The organism is Alteromonas sp. Cnat2-8, assembly GCF_022348355.1.
Lineage (GTDB): Bacteria > Pseudomonadota > Gammaproteobacteria > Enterobacterales > Alteromonadaceae > Alteromonas > Alteromonas macleodii.
This window is the reverse complement of record NZ_JAKREX010000001.1, coordinates 681,681-707,219: the sequence shown is the minus strand read 5'-3', so window position 1 is coordinate 707,219 and position 25,539 is coordinate 681,681. Positions and strand designations below refer to the sequence as shown.

22 protein-coding genes are annotated in these 25,539 nt (G+C 45.6%); 15 read left to right on the top strand and 7 right to left on the bottom strand.

Features of this window, described 5'->3' with window-relative positions:
* Positions 1-305: 305 nt before the first annotated feature.
* Together cysG and MHN00_RS02975 are read right to left on the bottom strand one after the other, a co-directional pair.
* Positions 306-1,688 (bottom strand): siroheme synthase CysG, encoded by a 1,383-nt coding sequence (cysG, locus tag MHN00_RS02980; RefSeq protein ID WP_069943717.1) that lies wholly within the window; start codon positions 1,686-1,688, stop codon positions 306-308.
* A gap of 129 nt (positions 1,689-1,817) precedes the next feature.
* The gene (locus MHN00_RS02975; RefSeq protein WP_239300209.1) at positions 1,818-3,602 is read right to left on the bottom strand and encodes a DEAD/DEAH box helicase; all 1,785 of its coding nucleotides are present in this window, start codon (positions 3,600-3,602) and stop codon (positions 1,818-1,820) included.
* Positions 3,603-3,907: 305 nt separating this feature from the next.
* Here MHN00_RS02975 and prsT point away from each other — a divergent pair, with 305 nt between their 5' ends.
* Positions 3,908-6,682, top strand: coding sequence for an XrtA/PEP-CTERM system TPR-repeat protein PrsT (prsT, locus tag MHN00_RS02970; protein ID WP_239300207.1), 2,775 nt, complete (start codon positions 3,908-3,910; stop codon positions 6,680-6,682).
* Positions 6,683-6,796: 114 nt separating this feature from the next.
* Here the strand turns inward: prsT and MHN00_RS02965 are convergent, their stop codons facing one another.
* Positions 6,797-7,651 (bottom strand): ion transporter, encoded by an 855-nt coding sequence (locus MHN00_RS02965; RefSeq protein WP_069943718.1) that lies wholly within the window; start codon positions 7,649-7,651, stop codon positions 6,797-6,799.
* Between the two features lie 209 nt (positions 7,652-7,860).
* On the opposite strand from MHN00_RS02965, the gene MHN00_RS02960 reads away from it, so the two are divergent.
* Positions 7,861-8,019: a hypothetical protein gene (locus MHN00_RS02960; RefSeq protein ID WP_014997260.1), complete on the top strand. Its 159-nt coding sequence runs from the start codon at positions 7,861-7,863 to the stop codon at positions 8,017-8,019.
* Positions 8,020-8,158: 139 nt separating this feature from the next.
* Here the strand turns inward: MHN00_RS02960 and tolC are convergent, their stop codons facing one another.
* Positions 8,159-9,532 carry an outer membrane channel protein TolC gene (gene tolC / locus MHN00_RS02955; protein ID WP_049587315.1) on the bottom strand — a complete coding sequence of 458 codons (1,374 nt, stop codon included), beginning with the start codon at positions 9,530-9,532 and terminating at the stop codon, positions 8,159-8,161.
* 295 nt (positions 9,533-9,827) lie between these two features.
* On the opposite strand from tolC, the gene nudF reads away from it, so the two are divergent.
* The 5 genes from nudF to parE all read left to right on the top strand — a co-directional run bounded on the left by nudF (position 9,828) and on the right by parE (position 14,444).
* Entirely contained in the window at positions 9,828-10,454 is a 627-nt protein-coding gene (gene nudF / locus MHN00_RS02950) for an ADP-ribose diphosphatase (RefSeq protein ID WP_049587314.1), read from the top strand.
* Positions 10,455-10,495: 41 nt separating this feature from the next.
* The gene (locus MHN00_RS02945; protein ID WP_014978277.1) at positions 10,496-10,891 is read left to right on the top strand and encodes a DUF1249 domain-containing protein; all 396 of its coding nucleotides are present in this window, start codon (positions 10,496-10,498) and stop codon (positions 10,889-10,891) included.
* Positions 10,888-11,721 carry a metallophosphoesterase gene (locus tag MHN00_RS02940; RefSeq protein WP_239300205.1) on the top strand — a complete coding sequence of 278 codons (834 nt, stop codon included), beginning with the start codon at positions 10,888-10,890 and terminating at the stop codon, positions 11,719-11,721. Before MHN00_RS02945 ends, MHN00_RS02940 begins: the two co-directional genes overlap by 4 nt.
* A 119-nt stretch (positions 11,722-11,840) precedes the next feature.
* Positions 11,841-12,422: a YqiA/YcfP family alpha/beta fold hydrolase gene (locus MHN00_RS02935; RefSeq protein WP_168477079.1), complete on the top strand. Its 582-nt coding sequence runs from the start codon at positions 11,841-11,843 to the stop codon at positions 12,420-12,422.
* A 126-nt stretch (positions 12,423-12,548) separates the two neighbouring features.
* Complete coding sequence (gene parE, locus MHN00_RS02930; RefSeq protein WP_014975634.1) at positions 12,549-14,444, top strand: DNA topoisomerase IV subunit B; 1,896 nt, start codon at positions 12,549-12,551, stop codon at positions 14,442-14,444.
* A gap of 124 nt (positions 14,445-14,568) precedes the next feature.
* Here parE and MHN00_RS02925 read toward each other — a convergent pair whose 3' ends face one another.
* On the bottom strand, positions 14,569-15,243 hold the full coding sequence (locus MHN00_RS02925; protein ID WP_239218091.1) for a hypothetical protein: 675 nt from the start codon (positions 15,241-15,243) through the stop codon (positions 14,569-14,571).
* A gap of 212 nt (positions 15,244-15,455) precedes the next feature.
* Between MHN00_RS02925 and MHN00_RS02920 the strand changes: the two genes are divergently transcribed.
* On the top strand, positions 15,456-16,157 hold the full coding sequence (locus MHN00_RS02920; RefSeq protein ID WP_061439484.1) for an HAD family phosphatase: 702 nt from the start codon (positions 15,456-15,458) through the stop codon (positions 16,155-16,157).
* A 178-nt stretch (positions 16,158-16,335) separates the two neighbouring features.
* On the top strand, positions 16,336-17,631 hold the full coding sequence (locus MHN00_RS02915; protein ID WP_239217980.1) for a hypothetical protein: 1,296 nt from the start codon (positions 16,336-16,338) through the stop codon (positions 17,629-17,631).
* 97 nt (positions 17,632-17,728) lie between these two features.
* Here MHN00_RS02915 and MHN00_RS02910 read toward each other — a convergent pair whose 3' ends face one another.
* Positions 17,729-18,061: a hypothetical protein gene (locus tag MHN00_RS02910; RefSeq protein WP_239300203.1), complete on the bottom strand. Its 333-nt coding sequence runs from the start codon at positions 18,059-18,061 to the stop codon at positions 17,729-17,731.
* Between the two features lie 280 nt (positions 18,062-18,341).
* Between MHN00_RS02910 and MHN00_RS02905 the strand changes: the two genes are divergently transcribed.
* On the top strand, positions 18,342-18,533 hold the full coding sequence (locus MHN00_RS02905; RefSeq protein WP_044556911.1) for a hypothetical protein: 192 nt from the start codon (positions 18,342-18,344) through the stop codon (positions 18,531-18,533).
* Between the two features lies 1 nt (position 18,534).
* On the opposite strand, the gene epmB is transcribed toward MHN00_RS02905, so the two are convergent.
* On the bottom strand, positions 18,535-19,560 hold the full coding sequence (epmB, locus tag MHN00_RS02900) for an EF-P beta-lysylation protein EpmB (RefSeq protein WP_156077876.1): 1,026 nt from the start codon (positions 19,558-19,560) through the stop codon (positions 18,535-18,537).
* A 36-nt stretch (positions 19,561-19,596) separates the two neighbouring features.
* Here epmB and efp point away from each other — a divergent pair, with 36 nt between their 5' ends.
* The 5 genes from efp to MHN00_RS02875 all read left to right on the top strand — a co-directional run bounded on the left by efp (position 19,597) and on the right by MHN00_RS02875 (position 25,517).
* Positions 19,597-20,166, top strand: a complete 570-nt coding sequence (gene efp / locus MHN00_RS02895; RefSeq protein ID WP_014975647.1) for an elongation factor P — start codon at positions 19,597-19,599, stop codon at positions 20,164-20,166.
* A 360-nt stretch (positions 20,167-20,526) separates the two neighbouring features.
* The gene (gene epmA / locus MHN00_RS02890) at positions 20,527-21,495 is read left to right on the top strand and encodes an elongation factor P--(R)-beta-lysine ligase (RefSeq protein ID WP_187446220.1); all 969 of its coding nucleotides are present in this window, start codon (positions 20,527-20,529) and stop codon (positions 21,493-21,495) included.
* A gap of 177 nt (positions 21,496-21,672) precedes the next feature.
* A complete protein-coding gene (locus tag MHN00_RS02885; protein ID WP_239300201.1) occupies positions 21,673-24,111 on the top strand; it encodes a TonB-dependent receptor in 2,439 nt (812 codons plus the stop codon).
* Positions 24,112-24,281: 170 nt separating this feature from the next.
* Entirely contained in the window at positions 24,282-24,899 is a 618-nt protein-coding gene (locus MHN00_RS02880; protein ID WP_239300199.1) for a gamma-glutamylcyclotransferase, read from the top strand.
* Positions 24,900-24,998: 99 nt separating this feature from the next.
* Positions 24,999-25,517 (top strand): GNAT family N-acetyltransferase, encoded by a 519-nt coding sequence (locus MHN00_RS02875; RefSeq protein ID WP_110288520.1) that lies wholly within the window; start codon positions 24,999-25,001, stop codon positions 25,515-25,517.
* Positions 25,518-25,539: the final 22 nt, after the last annotated feature.

Here is a 25,539-nt window from a genome sequence, read left to right as displayed (position 1 = left end):
CCTACTTTATGAAAACAAAATGTTAACGATTTGGTTTTTCTTAAATGTATATTAAATGGGGCTTAAATGTAAGTGGAAACGTTTACATAATTAGTCGGTAGTCAGGAAATAACGCAATTAACTACGAGTACAGGCAGCATTGTTTACTGCCAATAATACAGAGGGAAATTATTGGGGCAGATGTTGGTAGTCGGTTGGGAAATTGCGGCAGAGCAATGTTGAAGAGGAGGTAAGTAGAAGCCGACGTTCATAAACGGCAAAGCTGGTACAGAGCCCCTTTATTTACACAAAGGGGCAGGAAGGGATTATTGGTACCAGTTTAGTTCGTCACGTAAACTAACAACTGAACCGACGATAATAAGTGTAGGAGGCTGTAATTGCGCCTCTTCTTGCTTAGCCACAATATTGCTCAGCGTGCCTGTTAGTACCGCCTGCTTTTCGGTAGTCGCCGATTGAACTAAAGCGATAGGCGTATTGGCATCAAGACCGTGTTCAATGAGCTTTTCGCAGATAATCGGCAAGCCTGTCAAACCCATATAAAACACAGCGGTTTGATTTTTCTGTGCAAGGGCAGGCCAGTTGAGGTCGATAGTGCCATTTTTTAGGTGACCGGTGGCAAATACCACAGACTGTGCGTGATCGCGATGAGTAAGTGGAATGCCAGCATAGCTAGACGCCCCGCTTGCGGCGGTTATGCCGGGAACTACCTGAAAGTCGATGCCGTGCTGAATAAGTGTTTGAATTTCTTCTCCACCACGTCCAAATATGAATGGGTCGCCGCCTTTTAAACGCACCACACGATTGCCTTTTTTAGCCTCATCAACCATTAATTGGTTAATGTCGTCTTGGGGAAGCGTGTGATTGCTTTTAGCTTTCCCAACATAGATTTTCTCAGCGTCACGGCGTACAAGCTCAAGAATTTGCGGCGATACCAAGCGGTCATAGACTACCACGTCGGCCTTTTGCATTAAGCGCAATGCGCGAAAGGTGAGAAGGTCGGGGTCGCCAGGGCCTGCTCCTACTAAATACACTTGCCCTTCTACTTTTTTGTCTTGAGCGGCGGCTTGCAGTGCTAATTCAAATGCATCATCGGCTTTTTTGTCTTGGCCCTTTTCTACCATTTCAGCAATGTCACCATCGAGCACGTCTTCCCAAAAGTATCGACGAGCGGTAACGCCATTAAGCGTTTGCTTTACTTTGTCGCGAAATTTTTCAGAAAACGCGCCCAATCGACTTAAGTTAGCAGGCAGTACAGTCTCTAACTTTTGACGTAAATAACGAAGCAAAACAGGCGCTACACCACCACTACTCATAGCAATAACGATAGGAGAGCGGTCAACAATAGAGGGGGTGATGAATTGGCAAAGCGGCGTATTGTCCACCACGTTCACCAACACTTTGTTAGCGCGCGCTAAGTCGTGAATATGTTGATTAACATCGCCTTTATCTGTGGCAATGAAGACCATATCTTTATGGGTGAGATCACTATTTTCAAACTCGCGTTCAATAAGTGTCACTTTCTCATTTTGCGCCAATTGCTTCACCGTATCGCAAACCCAAGGCGCCACCACGGTGATGGTCGCAGGTGTCTTCATAATAAGCTCTAGCTTACGGGCAGCAACTTCACCAGCCCCAACAATTAGAACATTGAGTTTTCTGGCGTCTAGGAATAACGGAAAGTAATCCATAAAGGTTTTCTTAGCTTCAAATACAAAAAAAGAACTGACACTATTTTGCGCCAATTCTTTTTAATTAGAAAACAACGAAAACAGCCTTTATATTGCAATTAGTTATATAAAGGCTGAATGTATTGCTATTTAGTTCTTACGCTTACGGTTTTCGCGGTCTCCGCGATTAGGGCGGTCTTCACGATTGCCGCGAGGCGCTCTGTCACCACGGTTACCACGATCGCCACGACCTTTAGCCGGCGGCGTGTCTGACCATTCGCGAATGTTTAAACGCTGACCAGCAACACGGGTGCCCTGTAGCGTATCGCGCGTTTCCTTCGGCATGCCTTCAGGAAGGTCTACCGTGCTGAAGTTGTCATAAATTTCGATAGCGCCAATGTGCTTCGAATTAATATTCGCTTCGTTCGCAATAGCGCCCACGATATTACCAGGCTTAGCGCCGTGAACATGACCCACTTCAATACGGAAGCGCTGCATGCCTTCTTCAGGTTTGCGGTTTCCACGAGGTACTCGTGGCTTTCTCTCACGACCGTCACGAGAGTTTCTGTCGCGGCTATCACGCGGAGGCTTGCTGTTGATATCAGGGCGATCTGATTCTTTAAGAATTAACGGCTCATCACCTTGCGCAATTTTAAGTAGCGCAGCCATTAAAACTTCAGGAGAAGCTTCGTTTTCTTCTTTAATCATCTCAACGATTGGCATTAATGACTCAATGCTATCGTCTTGCGCTGCTTCGGCAACTGACTGCTTAAAGCGGCTCAAACGGGTTTCATTTATCTCGCTAATTGAAGGAATTGGCATCGCTTCAATAGGTTGCTTAGTGGTTTTCTCAATCGAGAACAACAAGCGCTTTTCACGGTGAGAAATAAACAAGATTGCATCACCTTGACGTCCAGCGCGACCAGTACGACCAATACGGTGTACGTAAGATTCGCTGTCGTACGGGATGTCGTAGTTGATAACGTGGCTTACGCGCTCAACGTCAAGACCACGGGCTACAACGTCGGTAGCGACAAGGATATCAATTTTACCCTGTTTAAGTTTTTCAACAGTACGCTCACGGGCTGCCTGAGGAATATCACCGTTTAGCGGCTCTACATCGTAACCACGAGCAGATAGTTTATCTGCTAGTTCAACCGTAGCGGTTTTAGTACGAACGAATATGATCATACCGTCGAACACTTCCACTTCCATGATGCGGGTTAGCGCTTCAAGTTTGTGGTGCGGTGCGATTTGGCAGTAACGCTGGCGAATTGTACTCGCGGTGCTTACCTTAGACGCAATTTTAACGTGCTTAGGATCTTTTAAGTAACGTTGAGTGATCTTCTTAATTGGGCCAGGCATAGTTGCTGAGAATAAGGCCGTTTGGCGTTCTTCTGGTGCGTGGCTAAGAATAAGCTCAACATCATCAATAAAGCCCATGCGAAGCATTTCATCAGCTTCGTCTAGAACTAGGAACTTAAGCTCGCTTAAGTCTAGTGTCTTGCGCTTAATGTGGTCGATGATACGGCCTGGTGTACCCACAACCACTTGAACGCCGCGTTTAAGCTGGCGAATTTGGTTGTCGTACGACTGACCGCCGTATACTGGAAGTACTTTAATTTTTTGACTAAAGCTCGCATAAACCTGAAACGCCTCTGCAACCTGAATAGCTAGTTCACGGGTTGGGGCCAATACCAGTAATTGCGGCTTACGTTGCTCAGGATCGATATTTGCCAACATAGGCAGGGCAAACGCAGCGGTCTTTCCTGTCCCTGTCTGTGCCTGACCGAGTAGATCGTGCCCTTCAAGTAAAAGAGGAATACTCTCTGCTTGAATAGGAGACGGTTTCTCGTAGCCAACTTTTTCAAGGGCTTGTAAGATAGGTTCTGGTAAATTGAGGTCTTTAAATGTCATGTCGACAGTTGTGGTCATTAAGGGTCCTGGTGCATTAAGTAAGGAGGGTGCGGCATACGATTAAACCGTACTTTTTCGGTTTATTATCGCAAGACGCTATACAGCGATGAACTGGCCTTTCGGGCGAGTTTATGAAGCGTATTCGTAGCGTATTTCGCGATATGCTTGCCAGCAGTGTTGCAAAAAACCATATTATATTCGAATAATGGACAGGTTGCCACGAAATTGCACAGTTTAGATGAAATAATAGACAGTACACCATGCGCTATTTTCAATGTGTAGCGATGTGACAATAAAAAGTTGAGGTAGGGCAAGGAATTACAATGACAAAAATGAAACCCAATACATTACTTAAACGCACAACGTTAGCGGTAATGCTGACCAGCGCGCTTTTATCTGGATGTAGTGAAAAATCAATGGAAAGCCATTTGGCAGATGCAAGGAACTACGCCTCTTCTCAACAAATCGACGCCGCCATTGTTGAATATAAAAATGCCATTCAAAAAGCGCCCGATGCCGCAGCACCGCGCTTCGAACTTGGCAAGCTGTACTTGCAGCAAAGTAATTTTTCAGCTGCTGAAAAAGAACTCAACAAGGCAATGGAACTTGGGCATCCTGTTAGCCAAGTCATTCCTTTATTGTCGGTCGCTTACCAACAGTCAGGGGCAGAAAATGCGCTGGCCGAAGTAGATTATCGCGCAGAAGGGATGTCAGCAGTTGAATCAGCCGAAGTGGGTTTTTATAAGCTACAGGCTTTAATGCAGCTAGGTAAAAACGAAGAAGCTCAAACGCTACTGGCTGATTTATCAACCCTAGATACGAGCTCAGTCTACAAAGGCCTTATTGACAGTTATGCCTTTGTTTTAGACAACGACATGGATGGAGCGCTAGCCGCCACCGAGAAGCTGCGAGAACAAGCCCCCACCAATAAAGACGTGCTACAACAGCTAGCAAAAATTTATCTTCAAAAAGGTGAGCCGAGTAAAGCTGCCGAGGTCTACGGCGTGTATGTGAGTCAGTATCCAGACGACGTAACCAGCAAATTTGCCTATGCAGCACTACTGATTGAGATAAGAGAACTCGATAAAGCAGAGCCTATTGTTGATGACTTGTTAGCTCTTAATGAAAATCATCCGCTGCTTAACACCTTTAAAGGAATTATTGAGTCGGCCAACGAAAATTACGCAAAAGCCTTAAAACACCTAGAGATAGCCGTTCAAAACGGCAGAAGTGACCAAGTGGTGCGCTTGGTTGCGGGCTTTAGCGCTTACCAAATACAAGATTTTGAAGCTGCGCAACGTCACCTTACAATGGTTGCGTCTAGCCTTCCCGACAATCATCCAGGCCTTCGCATGCTGGCAGACAGTATGTTGCAGTTAGGTGAGAACGATGAAGCGCTAAAAGTGTTAGCCAGAGTGAAAGGTGAAGAAGGTGTTGATGCTGCGTTATTCTCAAAAGCTAGTTACCAGCTGTTAAAAGACGGCAATGTGGTTGGCGCTAAGCAAATGGTGGAAAAATCTGAAGCGGTGAGTACCACGGCAGAGGATCTCTCTCGTTTGGGTGTGCTGCAATTGTCGTTAAACGATGTCGATGGCCTTGTGAATCTTGAACAGGCCGTTGAACAGTCGCCAGAATCAGTGACGTCACAAGCCACGTTACTACGAGCTTACATTGCTACCAACCAGTTGGAAAAAGCAAAAAGTGCTGCCAAAGAGTGGCACGAACAATCGCCTGACACCGCCGCGCCGCTTATCTACTTAGGCAATATCGCTACCGCAGAAGGAGCTTATCAAGAAGCCGCCCAATACCTTGATAAGGCAAGCAAACTGAAAGGTGCTGAAAATGAGGTGGTATACTCTCGCGCAAAACTACTGGTAGCAGAAGGCAAAAAAGACGACGCGATTTCCTCTCTTCGCGCGTTCATTGATAAGAACCCTGCCGATGTGCCTGCGCTGGCGTTGTGGTTTGCGTTAGCCACTGAAAAAGGTAACGCAGAGCAAGTAATTAAACATACCCAACAACAGTTTAACGCTAAAAAAGGCGACCTGAATTTAAGGCTTTTACTTGCAAGAATGTATTCGCTTAATAATCAGCTTGATAAAACGGTTTCGCTTTTAGCTGATGTAGAAGGGAATGAAGCGTCACCGCAAGCGTTTTGGAATCTAAAAGGCCAAGCGCTCATCGCAACTAACAATTTGAAAGATGCGACAGCATTCTTTGATCGCTGGCTATCGTTTTACCCTCAAGATAAAAACGCGGTATTGGGGAAATTGTTAATTGTTGATTCGCAAAAGCAATTTGAACAGGGGCTAACATTAATAAATAAGGTATTAGCTAAACGTCCTGACGCACAGCTAACTTTATTGAAAGCATACTTCCACAGCCGTCTGGGTCAGGCTAAACCTGCGTGGGACATAATAAATAGTACCGCTGAAGAGGTGAGAGCGCTGCCGTTTGTAAGAGGTGTGATTGCGCGTTTGTATCTTATTGATAAAGCGCCAGAGCAAGCGGTAGAGCATGCAAAAGCTGCTTATGACGCCACGCCAAACTCTGACAATGCTTTGTTATTAACGGCAGCGTTGGAGATGTCGGATAAAAAAGCTCAGGCCCATACGTTCCTTGAAAAACACGTTCAGATGCACAGCAACGACATCCCAAGTGCAATGCTGTTAGCCGAGCGTCAAATTGGCAAAGACCGAGCAGCAGCCATTAAAACTTATGAACAGGTGCTAGCTAAAACACCGGATAACTTTGTTGTCTTAAACAACTTAGCGTATTTGACGTTTGAAGACAAAAACCTTACTCGAGCTGAAGAACTCGCTAAAAAGGCCGTATCACTGCAGCGTGAGAACGCAGACGCCGCGGACACGCTAGCGCAAATATACATTGCTAAAGGTGATAAAGCCGCAGCGCTTAAACTGTACGAGGAAGTCGCTGCACGTCCTATTGCGAACGACGACGTATATTTAAATTATGTGAGTGTATTACTTGAACTCGATAAAAAGGCGCTCGCCTCGCGCAAGCTGGCAAGCCGAGAGTTTAAGTCAGAGGCAGCCAAGCAAAGAGCGGAGTCACTTAAGCAGCAATACGGGCTTTAGACTCGCCCGGGCGTATCTTGCTTTAGCCTAAATCTAGGCATCACCATTTTTGAGAAACTAAAAAGGCCACATCACTGTGGCCTTTTTCAATTGCGCTATTCGGACAGAACGCACTTAGCTGGTTTTGTTTACCGTGCTATTTTGATTATTAGCGGCAAGCTGTGCCTTCAGCTCTCGTAGTTCTTTCATTACATCTTGAAGGGTTGGCTCTACGTTCCCTTGGGCAATTTGCTCTTCAAGTAAGGCGGCTTCTTTTTCTGCTCGTGCTTTTTCGTTTTCTCTTTCCATCACGTTCACCACGATCCCAATCACCATGTTCAAGAACGCGAACGCTGTAAAGAAAATAAAGGTAAGGTAGAAAATCCAGCTTAGCGAGTAAACCTCCTGAGTCTCGTACATTACATCGGTCCAATCTTCGAATGTCATAATTCTAAAGAGCGTCAGCATCGAGATAGTGATATCGCCCCACAGTACAGGGTTGATGGTTTCAAATAAGGTACTGCCCACAGCGGCATATATGTAGAAGATGATAAACATTAACAGCATTACGTACGCTAATTGGGGCAGTGCTTTAACCAAAGAAACTAATAAGATCCTGAGCTCGGGAATGATCGAAATCATACGCAATACGCGGAACACACGCACCAAACGGGCGATAAGTGCCAGTTCGGTATCGTCTGCCGGAATGAGACTAATAACCACAATCAGTGTGTCAAACCAGTTCCAAAAGCTCTTGAAAAAGTAGCGTTTACGTTTTTCAGCCAAAAAACGAATGGTGATTTCTGTTAGAAAGAAGGCACTGATAAACCAATCTAAAAATAGTGTTACTGACGACATGCCAGCTGGCAGTTCATAGGTCTTGGCACCTACGAGTAGCGCTGAAATAACAATAACGCTTATTACAAAGGCTTCGAACCATTTATTGGCTCGAATGCGCTCAAATTTATTTTGAAGTTCAGAGGCTTGCATTTCTATTTATCACTCAAAGAAAAACCGAATAGCCAAAGGGCTTGTGGTAAGCGCCATTGGCTGTATACTAAATAATCAGAAGTGCAGCGTACGCGCACTTATTGCATACAAATGTAGGGGCACAACGGGCGTTTTAAACCTGTCTCGTCGCACGTTACCTAAACGTTTATCAAGCCGAATACACAGGCTTAAAAATAAAGGGCATAATCATGGATGATGAATTACGGTTGTTGCAAGAGAAATTGCATCGTGTAGCGGAACGCTTGTCTAACTTCGCGCCCACAAAGCAAAATGCAGAAGCCTTGCGTATGGAATATCGCCAACTGCTAAGCGCACTTAAGAAATATACACCTACATCGCCAACTTAATCATCATTAACATAGCCCTTTTTCGCGACTCAGCATCGCATTTCTTCAGGTGTCATATTATCTCAGGCATAAAAAAGGGCAGCACTGGCTACCCTTTCTTTCACTATTGAGCATGTACTAAACGCTCAACTATCCAATGCTAATCATTGGTGTTGGTTTCTGCTGGCTTAAGACCACGGTTGATCATAGCCACATCTTCACCTGTCAATGTACCTGCCGCTTGCTTAAGCGTAACCACTGACTGAATAAAGTCATAGCGTGCGCCCGCAAGGTTACGACGTGCATCGAACAGGTTACGTGTGCTGTCTAGCACGTCAACAATGGTACGTGTACCTACATCAAAACCTGCTTCTGTTGCTTTAAGGGCGCTGTCTGCTGAGACCACTGACTGCTCTAAAGCACGAATCGTTGAGATTGACGCTTTTACATTGTTAAACGAGCTGCGAATAGACTGCACAGTTTGACGATAAGTCTGTTCAGCTGCTTGGCTTGCTGCAACATAGTTAAACTTAGCTTGGTCGGTTTGCGATGAAACGCGAGAGCCTTGATAGATAGGCACATTCAATTGAACCGCAACTGACTGACTATCAAGATAAGGTGTTTCAAACTGTAAGAACGGGTTTGAAATATCGTCTTTGCTTCGCGATGCGTTAGCTGTTAAACCAAGGGTAGGTAAGTGACCCGAGCGCGCAATTGAAATATCTTCTTTCGCGATATCCATAGCAAGTCTGTCAACCAGAAGTGCTAAGTTTTTATCCTGCGCAGTTTCTAGCCACTCATCGACAGCCGCTGGCACAGGCATAGTTGCGGCAAAATTCTCTGTGTTTAGCCCAAACAAACGATCGTGATATTTACCTGTAATTACGCGAAGCGCTTCAAGAGCAAATTCAAGCTGGTTCTTTGCTTGGATTTCCTGCGCCACCGTGCTGTCGTAATTGGCCTGAGCTTCGTGTACGTCAGTAATAGCCGTTAAACCCACTTCAAAACGCTGGCGAGTTTGTTCTAACTGGCGCTCAATGGCACGTTTTTCAGCGCCCACAAATTCAACATTGTCACGTGCACGTAGTACGTCAAAATAAGCAGTAACCGTACGCACAATAACGTCTTGCATGCTAGCGGCAAGCTGGGCGTCGCTTTGCTCGGCCACTTTTTCAGCGCGATCCAGCCCTAGCCAGTTTGCGTGGTCGTAAAGTGACATTTGTACCTGCAAACCATAATCGATAGTGTCTACGTCTGTTTCAAATACCACAATTTGAAGGTCATCAGCATTAGCACCTAACGTTTGTGCACGTTCAGCTGTAGAAGTTGTATAGCCTACCGAGCCAGATATCTGTGGTAGAAGGTTTGCGCGGCTAATACTAATCCCTTCAAACGCTGCATCACGTTGCGCTTTCGCTTGGTTTACCAATGGGTCGTTCGCCAGTGCTTGTTGATATACCTGCATAAGGTCATCGGCCAGCGCACCCGTTGTCATCGAAACTCCGATAACCAGCGACAGAAGTGTTCGTTTCATGCTTACGTCTTCCTGTTGTGTTCAAGTTGCGTCGTCATTCGCTCTAAGGGACGACTTAATAAAACCAAGTGTATGAAAATTCAACCACAAACCGAAAGTCCAAACTCGTAACAGTATTTGATTAACTGTAACAGAATATGTGATCTACCCACGCAATTATTATAGTAATAGACGACTTGTAATATGATTTTCTGTTATTCGCTCACACCCCGTTATGCATTTTTAACGCATATACATGGTTGGTGTGTAAATGTACTATGTATGATAAATCTATTTGAACCATAAGTGTCAGCAAATGAGCAAGGAATTCCTTTCATTTACCTCAAATGACGTCGAAATCACTGACATTAAGCCAGTGTATCGTGGTTTCTTTACCATGAATCAGTATCAATTTAAGCACAAGTGTTTTAATGGAGAGTGGAGTGATACCGTCACGCGAGAAATATTTGAACGCGGTCATGCAGTAGGCGTTTTGCCTTACGATCCAGTTCTTCAAGAGTTTGTGCTAATCGAGCAAGTAAGAATTGGGGCATTAGCCACATCTTCAAGCCCTTGGTTGATAGAAATTATTGCTGGCATGATTGATGAAGGTGAAACACCTGAAGCGGTATGCCATAGAGAGTCTATGGAAGAGGCGGGTATCACGTTAGATAAATTAACGAAAGCATTGAGCTATTTGTCTAGTCCGGGCGGGACCACAGAAAGATTACATATTTTTATTGCAAAGACCGACGCTAGCCAAGCGCATGGTGTGCACGGCCTGGAAAGTGAGTCTGAAGATATTAAAGTGCATCGCATTAAAGAGAACACAGCCCTTGAATGGTTGGAGAATGGCCATATTGACAACGCCGCAGCGGTAATTGCGCTACAATGGTTCTTTATGCACAAAACACAACTTCTGGAGCAGTGGCAGACATCGTGACTCAACGCAACCAACGAAAATATGTACCTCATCTTCCTTCCATGCAGGCGCTTTGCGAACTGAACTACTCCCATGTTCTAAGAATTTTGCCTGATTGCGATACGGAAGATTTGAGCTATGAATTTTCGGTAGGAGTGGGCCTGTCTTATGAAATACGCATTGTGGAGTCTGCTCGCTACACCAGTACATTAAGTATTAAGCAAACCACTAAAGACATGCCGTCTTACTTAACGCCTAGTATGACGGTGCGCCTATATCACGACGCTCGCATGGCGGAGGTTATCAATAGCCAAAATACGGGAGCGCTCGAACCCTCTTACGAGTATCCGAACTTAAAGATGCGCCAGCGCAACGAAAAGCATATGGTGAACATCTTTTTAGCTGAGTGGCTAAACTTCTGTTTGCAACACTCCTCAAATGTTACCTCTGAAGCGTGATTACACTTATACAACTCAGTGATTGCCACTTACTGAAAGATAAAAATAAAACGGGATATGCGGGTATAGCGCCCTATGATTCACTAGCACGCGTGCTCAGTAGCGTTCGAGAATATGTTGTTGATAGCGTTGATATTAAAAATTACGTTGCTCAAAAAGCTGCCAGCGAGCCAGAACAGAGAGCAAAGCACCAAGTAATTGTGCTAGTGACTGGGGATATTAGTGGCGATAATTCACCTGAGAGCTACGAGCATTTTATCGCATTGATGGAGCAATATATTGAGCCAGCAAATATAGAATGGTTTGTGCTGGCGGGTAACCACGATAATAATCCGTACTTTGAAAAATATCTTAGCAGCCGTCATTTAAAGAGCAATGACCCGATAAGCTTTCCCAATTGGCAAATACACGGCCTGGATACCCGCGCTATAACCAATAAGCAAACGGCAGCCGGGGAAGTAAAAGAAAGCGATATACAGGCGCTAGAACAAGCGCTAATTAGGTCACCACAGGCCAATCATCTCGTTGCACTTCATCACCACATATTGCCTTCAAACAGTTGGATGGATAAGCACTCGTTAGCTAACGGGCAACAGATAGCCGCGTTAATAGACGAACATCCACAAGTGAAAGCTGTCATTCACGGCCATGTGCATTCGCCATTGCGCCAGCAAATAGGAGTGAACAAAACGCTTTCTTACGCAAGCCCATCTACCTGTTGGCAATGGGAAATGCGTCCCGAATTCGGTGTTAGCAATGAAGCGCCAGGGTATCAGGTGATGAGCTTAATGGATGGTGGCTCGGTGGGCGTTAAGGTTGTTCGGGTTTAGCTTTCGCGCTCTTTGCTTAAGCGTGGCTGTTTTGGAAGTATTTGGCGTTAAGAACAGTTTTGAACTCTCATCGAGTCCATATTAAATATAGAAACAGAGAACACAGAATAGAGAAAAACATGCAGCACATTTTATATCTTCACGGCTTTTTAAGTTCGCCGAAATCCATTAAGGCGCAAGCCACAAAAGCGTATTTTGAGCAGCATCACGCAAACGTTACCCTACATATTCCAGAGCTGTCTAATTTCCCCAGTAAAGTAGAAGGCCAGCTAATTTCACTTATTGAGAACACTCCAGCTCTGCTTGAAAACGGGCTGAAGCTTATAGGTAGTTCAATGGGGGGCTATCTCTCTACGTTTTTGCTTGAAAAATTTGGAGGCAAAGCGGTGTTAATTAACCCTGCAGTTCGCCCCTACGAGCTGTTGCAAGGCTTTATCGGCACTCATGAAAATCCTTACAGCAAGGAAAAGTTTGAAATAGTTGAAAGCGATATAGGGGTAATTCAAGCGTTAGAGGCAGCGTCAATCAAAGAACCAAACAGTTACAAAGTGTTGCTTCAGACAGAAGATGAAACGTTGGATTACCGTTTGGCTGAAGAAAAGTACGCGCAAAGTCACCTGGTTATTGAAGAGGGTGGCGATCACAGCTTTGTAGGCTACGAAAATCACTTGCCTGCTATTGCCGAGTTTTTGCTGAAATAAGCGCATTGCCAGTCTTTACTAGCCCTGCTAACATCAAACATATTGCTGTGCGGCGCTATACTATATAGCTAACCTTAGTGCTGCGTATTTCTTTCTTTGTCGCTGGCTTAAATAACAACCATAACTATGTCAAATCAATACAATTCAGATGCTATCGAGGTTTTAAACGGCCTCGACCCCGTAAAACGCCGCCCTGGTATGTATACCGACACTACCCGCCCGAATCATTTGGGTCAGGAAGTCATCGATAACAGTGTGGATGAAGCGCTTGCTGGGCATGCCTCTAATATCAAAGTAATTTTGCATGAAGACCAATCGTTAGAAGTTATCGACGATGGTCGTGGTATGCCGGTAGATATTCACCCTGAAGAGGGAATATCAGGCGTAGAGCTTATTCTATGTAAACTTCACGCAGGTGGTAAGTTTTCAAACAAAAACTATGCCTTTTCTGGTGGTCTTCACGGGGTAGGGATCTCGGTAGTTAACGCGCTTTCAACCCGCGTAGAAGTGACTATTCGACGAGACAGTAACGTATACCAAATTGCCTTTGAAAACGGCGACAAAGTCGAAGACTTACAAGTAATCGATACCTGCGGTAAACGCAATACAGGCACCCGTGTTCACTTCTGGCCTGACCCGCAATATTTCGACTCGGCAAAATTCTCAGCCAGCCGACTTGTGCACAACTTGCGCGCTAAAGCGGTGTTAAGCCCGGGTCTGCGCATTCGTTTCGACAACAAGATTACCAAAGAAAGCCAAGAGTGGTATTACGAAGATGGCCTTAAAGACTACCTCTACCAAGCGGTAGAAGAGTTTGAAACCTTACCGTCTGACACGCCGTTTGTGGGTACATTCAGCGGCAATACAGAAGCCGCCGATTGGGCTGTAATGTGGTTGCCTGAAGGTGGAGATTTGGTAACGGAAAGCTACGTTAACCTTATTCCTACAGCGCAAGGCGGTACACACGTCAATGGGTTGCGCCAAGGCTTACTGGAGTCAATGCGCGAATTCTGCGAATTTAGAAACTTAATGCCCCGTGGCGTTAAGTTATCGCCTGATGATATTTGGGACCGCTGTGCTTATATCCTGTCGACTAAGATGCAGGACCCACAGTTTGCCGGGCAGACTAAAGAGCGCCTGTCTTCACGTCAGGCCAGCGCGTTTGTGTCAGGCGTGGTGAAAGACGCATTCAGCCTTTGGTTAAATCAGCATACGGAAATTGCTGAAGCGCTTGCTGAAATGTGTATCAACAATGCACAGCGCCGCCTTCGTCAAACCAAAAAGGTTGCGCGTAAAAAGGTCACTCAAGGGCCGGCACTACCAGGTAAACTGACCGACTGCTCATCACAAGATATTTCTTACTCTGAACTGTTTTTAGTAGAGGGTGACTCGGCGGGGGGCTCGGCCAAGCAAGCGCGAGACCGAGAGTTTCAGGCAATTATGCCGCTGCGCGGTAAAATCTTAAATAGCTGGGAAGTTGACTCTTCTCAGGTACTGGCATCCCAGGAGATTCACGATATTTCAGTTGCGCTGGGTATCGACCCAGACTCGACGGACCTATCTGGTTTGCGCTACGGTAAAATATGTATTCTTGCCGATGCTGACTCCGATGGGCTACACATTGCAACGTTGCTATGTGCGCTCTTTGTTCGTCACTTCAGAACCTTGGTAGAACAAGGTCATGTGTATGTCGCTATGCCGCCGCTTTTTAGAATAGATGTAGGCAAAGAGGTGTATTACGCGCTAGATGAAGGCGAGAAGCAGGGCATTCTTGACCGAATTGAAGCGGAAAAGAAACGCGGTAAAGTCAACGTACAGCGCTTTAAAGGCTTGGGTGAAATGAACCCGCTACAGCTTCGCGAAACAACCATGGACCCGAACACCCGTCGCCTTGTTCAGTTGACCATTGAAGACGCGGAAGAAATGATGGAGTTGATGGACATGCTACTTGCTAAGAAGCGTTCTGGCGACCGTAAAACATGGCTTGAAAGCAAAGGTAATATGGCCGAAGTGGCGTTGTAGATTGCAGAAACGCGCCGCTTTTGTGCTTATTTATAGAAGCTTGTATCGATAACGCTGTTCAAACAAGCGACCGCTAGACAAGCAACCTTAACGCTACACTAAACAACGTAGAAACGCCGAGAAACTATCCTGATACGGAAATTTCTCGGCGTTTTAGTTTGTGCATCTGCAATAAAATACTGCCACGCATAATTACGCTGGTGCCGTTTAGGATAAGTAGCGGCCAGCTTTGGCTTAATGGCATTGTTAGGCCAAACAATAAAGTGCTAACGTCTTTTATCAATATATTGCGAAACAGCGCAAATGACAGCGATCCCACTTTTTGTCTGCGCTGCAGTACAAACCACTGGTGCAGTGAACCTTGAAATAAGATAACGGTAACGACCAGCATTAAGGTATTTGCGCCAAGCTGTGCAAGCGTTGGGAATGGCCGAAAAGCAATGGAAAGTGTGCCACCAATAAGGGCTAGCAAGGCAATAGCGGCAACATAGCCTGAAATTGAAGTGCGCCTGTGCTGCCATATTTTCCAAATGATAATGAGCGTAAGTACGAGCGCGCCAAATCGTGTCCACACCAAGTAATGGTTGAAAGGCTCTACCGAAATGCCAAAGAGGAAAATTGAGAAAAAGGCAAAATAGCTAGAGCCAAACTGGTTAAGTGACAGACTGTGGTTAGCATCGTCACTTTCGCTAGAAACGGGCACTTGAAAGCGCGTCATGGCCTTAATTTGTGACCATAATCCTAACCATGTCAGTAAAAACAGCGCGGCACTGGCAAAGCCTAAAATGTGGTAAAGCACCCAATTTGCTCCACGTTGAAAATGTCCTAGCTCGTGAAAGCCACAGTGTACCACAGCACTGGCACTGTTCTGGCATGTTCTGACATATGGCATGAAAACAATCACCATTAACAAAGCACTGCACCAGGATCTAAAGGTGTTATCGTTTTTTCGGTATCGATGACACCCAATATATTTTCACAACCGGTATTGAACTAGCAAGGAGGTTTATTTTGGCATTGCACTCATTTTCTTCATCAACCCGCCAGTTAGCGGTAAGCGATAAAACCACAACGCTGTTATTTGATCACGACGGTACCCTTATTGACTCAGAATCCGTACATTTTGACCTGTGGAAAGACATTTTGCTGGGGTACGATGTTGAATTAAGCGAGGATTTTTATTGTGAAGTGATGGCGGGTATTCCAGTAAAGCAAAATGCTGTCGATCTCGTCGAACATTTTAATATTGATATAGCGCCGCAGCAGCTAGCAGAGCAAAAACACAAAAGCATTAGCGACTACTTAGATAAGCAAGCTTTTCCCTTAATGCCGTTTGCTAAAGAAACCATTGAACAATGTGCAAACAAAGGTTACACCATTGGCATTGTGACTGGGGGAAGTAAAAAGTCGGTGGAAAAAACCTTATCTCAGTATGGTTTAAGTGCTTATATTTCTTGTGTGGTTGCCGTGGAAGATGTCGAAAACAGCAAACCAGCACCTGATTGTTACGCGCTTGCAATGGACAAGCTAGGAAAAATACCCGGTGAATGTGTGGCAATTGAAGATACGCAAACCGGGATGACAGCGGCACTTGCTGCAAACCTAGCCTGCGTTGTGATACCCACGGAATTGTCGAAACATCATAATTTGTCTGGTGCCACAGCGCGGTATACAAGCTTGAAAGACTGGGTGGACTGCGAACTCGTTTTTTAGCGAATGCGGTGGAGGCTAATAGCCGACTTGTCGTGCCACTTGTCACTGGTGGCGCGAAAATAGATAACGTAGTATAACCAGCACGTTAGGGCGTAACTTTCTTTGTTTTACAGCAAAGAACGCCAGAGGCGCTAACTTATTTTTTATTCATTGTTATGACAGGTACAGCTGATTTCTCATGATTTTGCGTAGCGTAAAATGGCTTTTGATTACTTTTGCCATCATTGTTGTTCTGCTTGTAGTAAGCGTTGCTACGATTACGGTTATGGCTGTGCAAAAAGCGCCATTAGTCGCATCGACAGCGCCCACACAGCTAGATGGTGCTGATAGCGTTAACGAACTCCTCGGTCAGCTGCAACAGGCGTTTTCCCGCCGAGAAGAGGGGCATCAAGTTACGCTCACCGAAACCCAAGTCGAAAGCTTAGTGGGTGTGTTACAGCGTGCATTACCTGACTTTAAGGGCGTAGTGAATATCACGCCGTTGGCGGGAACCATTAACGTCACTTACGCTATCAACAATACGGGGTATTATGTAAATGCGTCAGCGCTAGTACTGCCTGGAGATAGCTTGCGTATAGAGCAAGTCCAAGTTGGCGACTTAACCATTCCGGGTCGTTTTTTACTTGGGTTTTTAGAGCGTACGGTGAACTCTTATACGCAATCAGAAATAGCCACCATTGCGTTATCGCGGGTTGAACGTGTGATCATGAGAAGCGGTGAGCTTACCCTTGATGTTGGGCGTTTAGATGAGCTGCTAAGCGAGTTAAACGTGGTGGCGTCGAACATGTCGGTAAGCGAACAGACCGAGCTTCAGCAGTTATCTGCGTACTATTTACGTTATTTGTCTGGTAGAGAAATAGCCTTATCAAATAAACCGGTATCCCTTATTGAATACTTGCGCGAAGGGATGGCGCGGGCGAGAGAGCAAAGCCAAACCCCTGAAGAAGCAGTACTGCATAATAATGCGGTAATCCTCGCTTTAGCGGTTTACGTTGGGCATCATCGTGTTGGGACTCTGGTGGGCGACATACAACCAGATTCCGAAAAAGCGCTAAAGCCTCGCAGAGGTGCTGTGCTGCACAAGCGCAACGATTTGGCTCGTCACTTTATCATTTCTGCTGCATTAGAGTTAATGGCAGAACAAGGTATGTCCCTAGCAATTGGTGAGTTTAAAGAGCTAATGGACCGGGGCAACGGTGGTTCGGGCTATAGCTTTGTAGACTTAGCGGCAGACATGTCGGGTACTGAGTTTGCAAAGGTTGCTACCCATCCAAATACTGCGATGGAAGTGCAAAATGCGATTGCGCGCATTCAAAGTGAACTTGAAATCATCCCGCCTATTGAAGGCCTGCCCGAAGGCTTAAGTAAGCAAGCGTTTACTGAGCAATATCAGCGGGTAGACAGCAAAGCGTACTTAAAAGAAGTGCAGGAAATTAATCGGAGAATTGCCTTGCTGCCGCTTTACCAAAAATAAGTGGTAAGGCGCGTGAGAGTGCGCCGAAAGTAAGAAGCCAACCTATAAAAAGCCCGCTATGAAAGCGGGCTTTGTTTTATTCATTTGCAGTTCTACACTACTTTTGGGATAGAGACTGCTGAAATTGCGCAATGGTCACCAGCGCCAACTCTATTTTTTTAACTAATGGCGCTAGGGCTTGTTTGGCCGCATCATCATCCAGTTCCTTTAGCGATTGCCAGTCATTTGCAATCTCTTGAACATATGGACCAAAGCGTTTTGCTGATGTGCTAAACCCACTGTCATCTGCGAAAACGGCTGCAAACTTCCCTTTTTGATCGCGCTGTAAACTATCTAGTATTTGGTCGGCATCAACAGCTTTGCGGTGCAGCGTTTGAAGTGTTTCTTGAAGTTGTTGATGGACAGCTTGCATCTCTTGGCTCTGTTGCATGGTCACGCCTTTTGTTTCTAATGTAATCCGGTGCACGCGTTAGCCGCACACTTAATGTTCATATATATTGCGCAGCTATCATTATATGCTACGCCGAATGTATCACGGTAAATAATGATTAAAGTTTCGCCTTTCAAGGCCGATAACCTGAAGTCAGTTGTAAATTACGAAGTCTGCGGGTAATTGAGCCGCTTGCTATTTATGTAATGGACAACACGCCGTAAAGGTGGGCAATTCTGCCCATTTTTTTACTTTGCTACAAGCAACAAAGGAAAATGGTATGGATCTACAAGGTACTAGTGCCTCTGGAACGTCCGGTGCGTCACTTGAGTTGGCCTCTCTTAAGTTGGCTAAAAGCCAACAAGAGCAAGAGGGACAAGCGTCGCTTCAGTTGCTGGAATCAGCTTCTGACGTACCAAAATCGTCATCTTCAAACCCCGCGTTAGGCGCCAACGTCGATACCTTCGCGTAAGTTAGGGATGCAACTTTAAGTCGATAGGCGTTTTGCCGGGTTGACCGCCAATTTCTCTCACCAGTTTTGGCACCAAAAAGCCCGGCAGGCGCTTTATCGCTTCTTCCATAATTGCTCGGCCTTTATCGTCACTCACATAAAAGTGGCTCGCACCCTGTACTTTATCTAAAACGTGCAAATAATAGGGTAACACTCCGGCTTCAAACAGCGTTTCGCTTAAATCACTAATTGCATCGGCAGAGTCATTTATTCCTTTTAGCAATACCGATTGATTGAGCAAGGTGACGCCTTTTTCTCGCAATATATTTAAACGCACTTTCAACGTTTCTGACATCTCATTGGCGTGGTTTGCATGCAGCACTAATACTTTTTGAAGCGGCAATGCGCTAAACCATTCAACAAAGTCATGGCTAATTCGTTCTGGTAGCACTACCGGCAGACGGCTATGAATACGCAGGCGTTTTATGTGGGCAATAGCGGCAATTTCGTTGGCTAGCCACGACAGATGATCGTCTTTTGCCATCAGTGGGTCGCCGCCTGAGAAAATCACCTCATTTATTTGGCTGTTATTACGAAGGTAATCAAGCACATCAAGCCATTGGTGTTTGCTTACCGCATTATCGGCGTAAGGAAAATGGCGGCGAAAACAGTACCGGCAGTTTACCGCACAGCCGGTGCGAACCATCAGCAACACGCGAGAATCGTATTTGTGCAATATGCCTTTGCCTGCTGTATCGTGCTCGTCTAACGGATCTTCGCTATAGCCTGGTGATGTTAGAAATTCGTCGCTGAGCGGCATAACTTGTAAAAAAAGCGGGTCGTGTGGATTGCCTTTCTCCATCAGTTCCACAAAATGTCGTGGAACACGCATAGGAAAAAATCGGCGCGCTTTAATATGTTGGGCGTATTTTTCTTGGTCTAAACCTAAGTGTTGCAACAGCTTTGCAGGATCGGTAAAGCTACTTGCTAATTCTTTTTGCCAGTTATGCTCTACAGAAATCGGTTTTTTAGGTATTATTTGTTCCACGAAACTTTTTGTACCTTATGTTTAGACAGAGGAATTATGGCTAATTACAGCACTAACGAGTTCAAAGGCGGCCTGAAAATCATGCTGGACGGCGAACCTTGCAACATTCTAGAAAACGAATACGTAAAGCCGGGTAAGGGCCAAGCGTTTAACCGCGTAAAAATCCGCAAGCTTATTTCAGGTAAAGTTTTAGAGAAAACTTTCCGCTCAGGTGAATCAGTAGAAGGCGCTGACGTAATGGATACGGAGCTTGCCTACTTGTACACCGACGGCGAATTCTACCACTTTATGAACAACGATACATTCGAACAAATCGCTGCAGACGAAAAAGCAGTGGGTGAGAATAAAAAGTGGTTGGTAGAGAACGACGTTTGTACCATTACATTGTGGAACGGTTCACCTATCACGGTTACGCCACCAAACTTTGTTGAGCTAGAGATCACTGAAACTGATCCTGGTCTTAAAGGTGATACAGCGGGTACAGGCGGTAAGCCAGCAACGCTGAGCACTGGTGCAGTTGTTCGCGTTCCTCTATTCGTTCAAACCGGCGAAGTTATCCGTGTAGATACGCGCTCTGGCGAATACGTGTCTCGCGCACAAAAATAATATCTTATACCAGTCCGCATAGATAATTACCCACTCAGCGAGAGTTAAAATGTTCGTAATCGCGGCGTGTTGCCGCAGGTATAGTGGTTCTACATCAAGGTGACACAACAAAGAGTACGGACATTTTAAACTCGCCCTTCGGGAAGGTCTGGCAAGCTTCCTAGCTTCATTCTGGGAATTTGAAAGGGAACACATTCCTGCATTCCCACGCTTCGCTATGAAGCTTGCCAGCGCCTTCTGAGTGGGCAATGATCTATGCGGATTGGTATTAAGCGCATATCGCGCATTCTGTTTATGTGTAAAGCCGGTGCCTTTGTGTACCGGTTTTTTGTTTTAGCTATTCTTTTTAGGTTTGAATACATGCAATCTTGGCAGCCTACTACCACTCATGAAGCCCGTGTTGCGCGAGCAGAATTACTCAGAACAATCCGTGAGTTTTTTTACGCAAGAAACGTGTTAGAGGTCGATACGCCTTTACTTTCAAACGGTACGGTTACCGATGAGCATTTAGATGCGTTTGATACCCAATTCAATTTTGCCTCATCCGGTAAGCCAACGACGCTGTATCTTCAAACTTCCCCTGAATATGCCATGAAGCGGTTACTGTGCGCTGACAGCGGTAGTATTTTTCAGGTGTGTAAAGCGTTTCGCCATGAAGGTGAAGGGCGCTGGCACAACCCAGAGTTCACCATGCTAGAGTGGTACCGCTTAGATTTTGACCATTTTGCGCTAATGGACGAGGTTGACGCCTTGCTGCAAGAAACCTTAAACACAGCTTCGGCTGATAAGATGACGTATCAGCAAGCTTTTCAAACCTATTTAAATATTGACCCGTTAAGTGCTGATGGCGACGTTTTGCTAAAGGCAATGGAAGAGCAGAACATAGATATTCACGCGCCGCAAAATCTAAGCTATGACAGCAAGTTACAACTGTTGTTCAGCTATGTAATCGAACCTGAAATCGGTAACGAAAAACCGTGCTTCATCTACGATTTCCCTGCTTCTCAGGCGGCGCTTGCCAAACTAAGCCCAGTTGATGAACGGGTTGCCGAACGCTTTGAGGTGTATTACCAAGGCGCTGAACTTGCTAACGGTTTTCATGAGTTAAGTGCAGCAAAAGAGCAGCGACTGCGTTTTGAAACTGATAACGAGAAACGCAGAGAACATGGCCTTCCCACTAAGCCCATTGATGAAAACTTTCTAAGTGCGCTTGACGCAGGTTTGCCACCGTGTGCGGGTGTGGCGCTGGGCATCGATCGTTTGCTTATGCTTAAAACCAACGCGAAGCATATTCAAGGAGTGATCAATTTCACAGTGAGTAGGGCTTAGTACCTTCGTGCCCAATTAGCTATGAATTGCTTAAACCTTGGGTTTCAGTAGGCGCGTCCGATTGAATTGCAAAAACATAAGATTAAGTGAGTAAAGCAGCGGTTGACAAGCAATGGGCAATGGATAAAATGTTATAACATCACTAAATAATGTTATAACATCCACAGAGGGATACCCATGAAAATGCGTTCGCTGCTAAGTTTGTCCATAGCGGGGCTGTTAAGTGCGCCTGTGTATGCCACCACAGTAACGGGAAAAGTCACCGACACGGCAGGCCAACCTGTTGCAGGGGCTGAAGTAAAAATCGAAGGCAGTCGCCGTGTAGCATACACCGATGCAAATGGTATTTATCGATTTGATGATGTAAAGCAGCCACATATTCATTTACATGTTTATTCTTCAAACTACATTCATGGTGATAACGACTTAGGCGACGTAAATACGGATCAAAATGTAGACTTCGTTTTAAAGCCTGCATCCGTCGAAAATATCGTAGTTACCGCCAATGCGCTTCAATCATCAGTACTGGAATCTGTTACGCCAGTTACCGTAATTGGTGCGGAAAAATTACGTAAGATAGAAGCGCCAACTTTAGGCGAAACCCTCAAAAACGCGCCTGGTGTGCACAGCACTTATTTTGGCCCAGTTTCAAGCAGCCCAGTTATTCGCGGTAACGATGGCCCGCGCGTAAAGATTGTTCAAAACGGTTTGGATGTATCTGATGTATCTCGAGTAAGTCCAGATCACAATGTCGCCACCACACTTTCAAGTGCAACGCAGGTGGAAGTACTTCGCGGTCCTGCAACGCTTCAATACGGTAGTGGCGCTATTGGTGGTGTGGTGAACGTGGTTGACAAACGTATTCCTCAGTATCAGATAGACGGCGTAGAAGGCGAAGCTGAAACTAGCTATAGCACAGTGAATAACGGCTCGTATACCCGTGCAGATGTAACGGGTGGCAGTGGCAATATTGCATGGCATGTCGACGGATTTTATCGCGATACAGATAACGCGGATATTCCGGGCTTTGCGTCTATCGATCCCGATGAGGATGAACCAAACGGTGTGCTAGAAAGCAGCGCAATGGAGACGCGTAACGTCGTTGCAGGTTTATCTTACGTGGCCGAAGAAGGCTACTTCGGTTTCGCTGTGGAACAACTCGACAACAAATATGGCGTACCTGGCTATAGCCATGCTCATGGTGAGGAAGAGCATGAGGGCGAAGACCACGATCTTGAAGAACATGATCATGAAGAACACGCTGAAGAAGGCGTGTTACTTGATGTAGATATGACCCGTTATCAAGCAGCCGGTGAGTGGCATTCACCCTTTGAAGGAATAACTAACCTTAAATTTGCCGCAGCTTACACCGATTACGAACATGCTGAGATTGAAGACGGTGAGCCAGGCACGGTATTCACAAATGAATCGAGCGACATTCGCCTGTCTGCTTATCACGAAGAAGTGAACGGCTGGCACGGCGTATTCGGGCTACAGTTTAATCATAGCGATTACAATGCCGTGGGCGAAGAAGCCTTTACCCCAGCTAATACTACATCGAGCTACGCACTTTATCTTATAGAACAAAAGAAAGTAGGTAATGTAACCTTTGAGCTTGGTGGCCGACTAGAGCGAACGACATTAGATGCTGATGCCAGCGAAGTGGAACTTGACGTATTGCATGATGAGCATGAAGGCGAGGAGCATGCTGTTGCTTTCAACTTCCCTGACTACGACTTTACCAGCCTATCGCTTTCAGCGGGCGCTAACTGGGAATACCAGGAAGGTCACTCGGTTGCCGTTACGTTGTCACGCAGTGAGCGTGCGCCTAGTCAGCAAGAACTTTTCTCTGCTGGCCAGCATTTAGCAACCCAAAGCTACGAAGTGGGTTTAGTATTTGATATGGATGAAGAAGGCCATATCGAAGAAACACTTAAAGGCGTAAAAGAAGAAGTTAGTACCAACCTAGATATTACTTTCCGTAAGTTTACCGGTAGCTGGGGCTATAGTGCGTCTTTCTTCTACAATCAGGCAGATGACTATATCTTCCAAACAAGCACAGGCTTAATTGCGCTCAGCGAGCACGAAGAACACGATGAGCACGAAGAGGAAGGATTAGAAAGCGAGCACGAAGAACATGGACATGATGAACACGGCGATGAAGAAGGCTTGCCTATCTATTACTTCCAACAAGCTGACGCTGACATTTGGGGCTTCGAAGCAGAAACTTACGTTGATTTATCAGACACGCTACGTTTAACCGTATTTGGTGACTATATCCGCGCAGAAATAGAAGACGACAACCTTCCGCGCACGCCGCCTATGCGCTTTGGTAGTGAATTAAGCTACGTGAACGATGGTTTAAGTGCTGACGTGGGCTTTACGTGGTACGACGACCAAAATGAAGTTGCGTCATTTGAGACTGCAACCGACGGCTACACCTTGGTTAACGCAAGCGTGCAATATGAGTTTGGCACGCAGGGCATTGACTGGGTAGTGTTTGCGCGCGGTGAAAACCTAACTGACGAGGAAGCCCGTGTTCATACATCTTTCTTAAAAGACCAAGCACCGCTTCCAGGTAGAAACTTTACTATGGGTGTGAGAGCGTTGTTTTAATTAAACAACTCCACTGCGGTATACAAGGCGATGTATTGGGGCTCTCAGTACATCGCCTTTTTTTATACTAGGGGGAAAGTGGTCAGTACGATTTTTTCTAGTTGAATAAACTGCAAAGATAAACATGCTTAAGTTGGTAAACGTCGAGCGGTTGTGAAGTAGAGGTGAAAATGAATGAAATAGCGAATTGGTTAAGTACGCAAACCGAAAAACACATGGTGTTAGGTTATGGAAGCTTACTTAGCAAAGACAGCCGAGAGCGCTACTCCAACATTTTTACACCAGGGGTCCCTGTGACGGTTTCTGGCTTCGAAAGGGCATGGGTGACGCGAAGTCTTCATGAAAAGCAGACTTACGTTGGCGCCGTGGCCAATGCGCATAGCAAATTAAACGCCCAGCTTATCCCAACACAAATTAACCCTGCCTTACAGGAGAGAGAAAAAGACTATCGGTTTGTCGAAGTAAGCGCTAAAGCACTCAACTTTCATCAACACAAGGGTTCTGCGTCTCTAGACGATGTGCTTGCACAATTTACCTTTTGGATTTGCGAAACACTCGACTGTACACAGGCAAATGACGCCTATCCCGTACATCAAACGTACGTAGATACATGCTTGAGTGGATGCTTAGAGCACGGTGGTATAGAGGAAGCCGAGCGATTTATCGTCCATACATCGTTGTGGGAGCACCCAAGAGTAAACGACAGAGCGAACCCGAAGTACCCCCGCGCGGCAGTGGTCAACCCAGACCACTTTGAGCACATAGACAGGCTTCTATCAAAGAGATAGTGTTTGCCTTAGGTCTTACTTCTAGTTATACGTTCAAATGTAGAGGTACAAAAGCGAGTACTACATGCGCGTCATAAAAACTTTGCTAAAAGGATTAGTGTGAACACAAACACCGCTATTTTTACAAACGATAAAATAACGCTACGGCCGCTTACTTTTGATGATAAACACTGGGTACTTGCGCTGCAGCAGGACCCGCTATGGCTTAGATACATTGGAAGTAAAAATGTCGATACAGTAGACGATGCGTGTGACTACATTGGCAAAACAAATGCGCAGCGCGAAGAGTGGGGGTATGGCCTGCTGGCTGTCGAATTAACCGAAACCAAACAACCGTTAGGGGTTTGTGGTCTCTTCAATCGCTTTGCATTTGAATGTCCAGATTTAGGCTTTGCCATGCTGCCTGAAGCAAGAGGCAAGGGTATATGTTATGAGGCATGTCAGTGTGTTATAGCGTGGTCTGCCTCTAAGGGCTATCGTTTTTTAACAGCCATGACGCACCCAGAAAATATGGCGTCGCAGAAGCTTTTACAGCGCTTAGGATTTAACAAGCAGGGCTTTTACTTCGACAAAACGTTCCCAAAACAGCATTTGTTCAGGTTGGAATTACAGCCATAAAGCATTGCTCTTTATGGCTGTT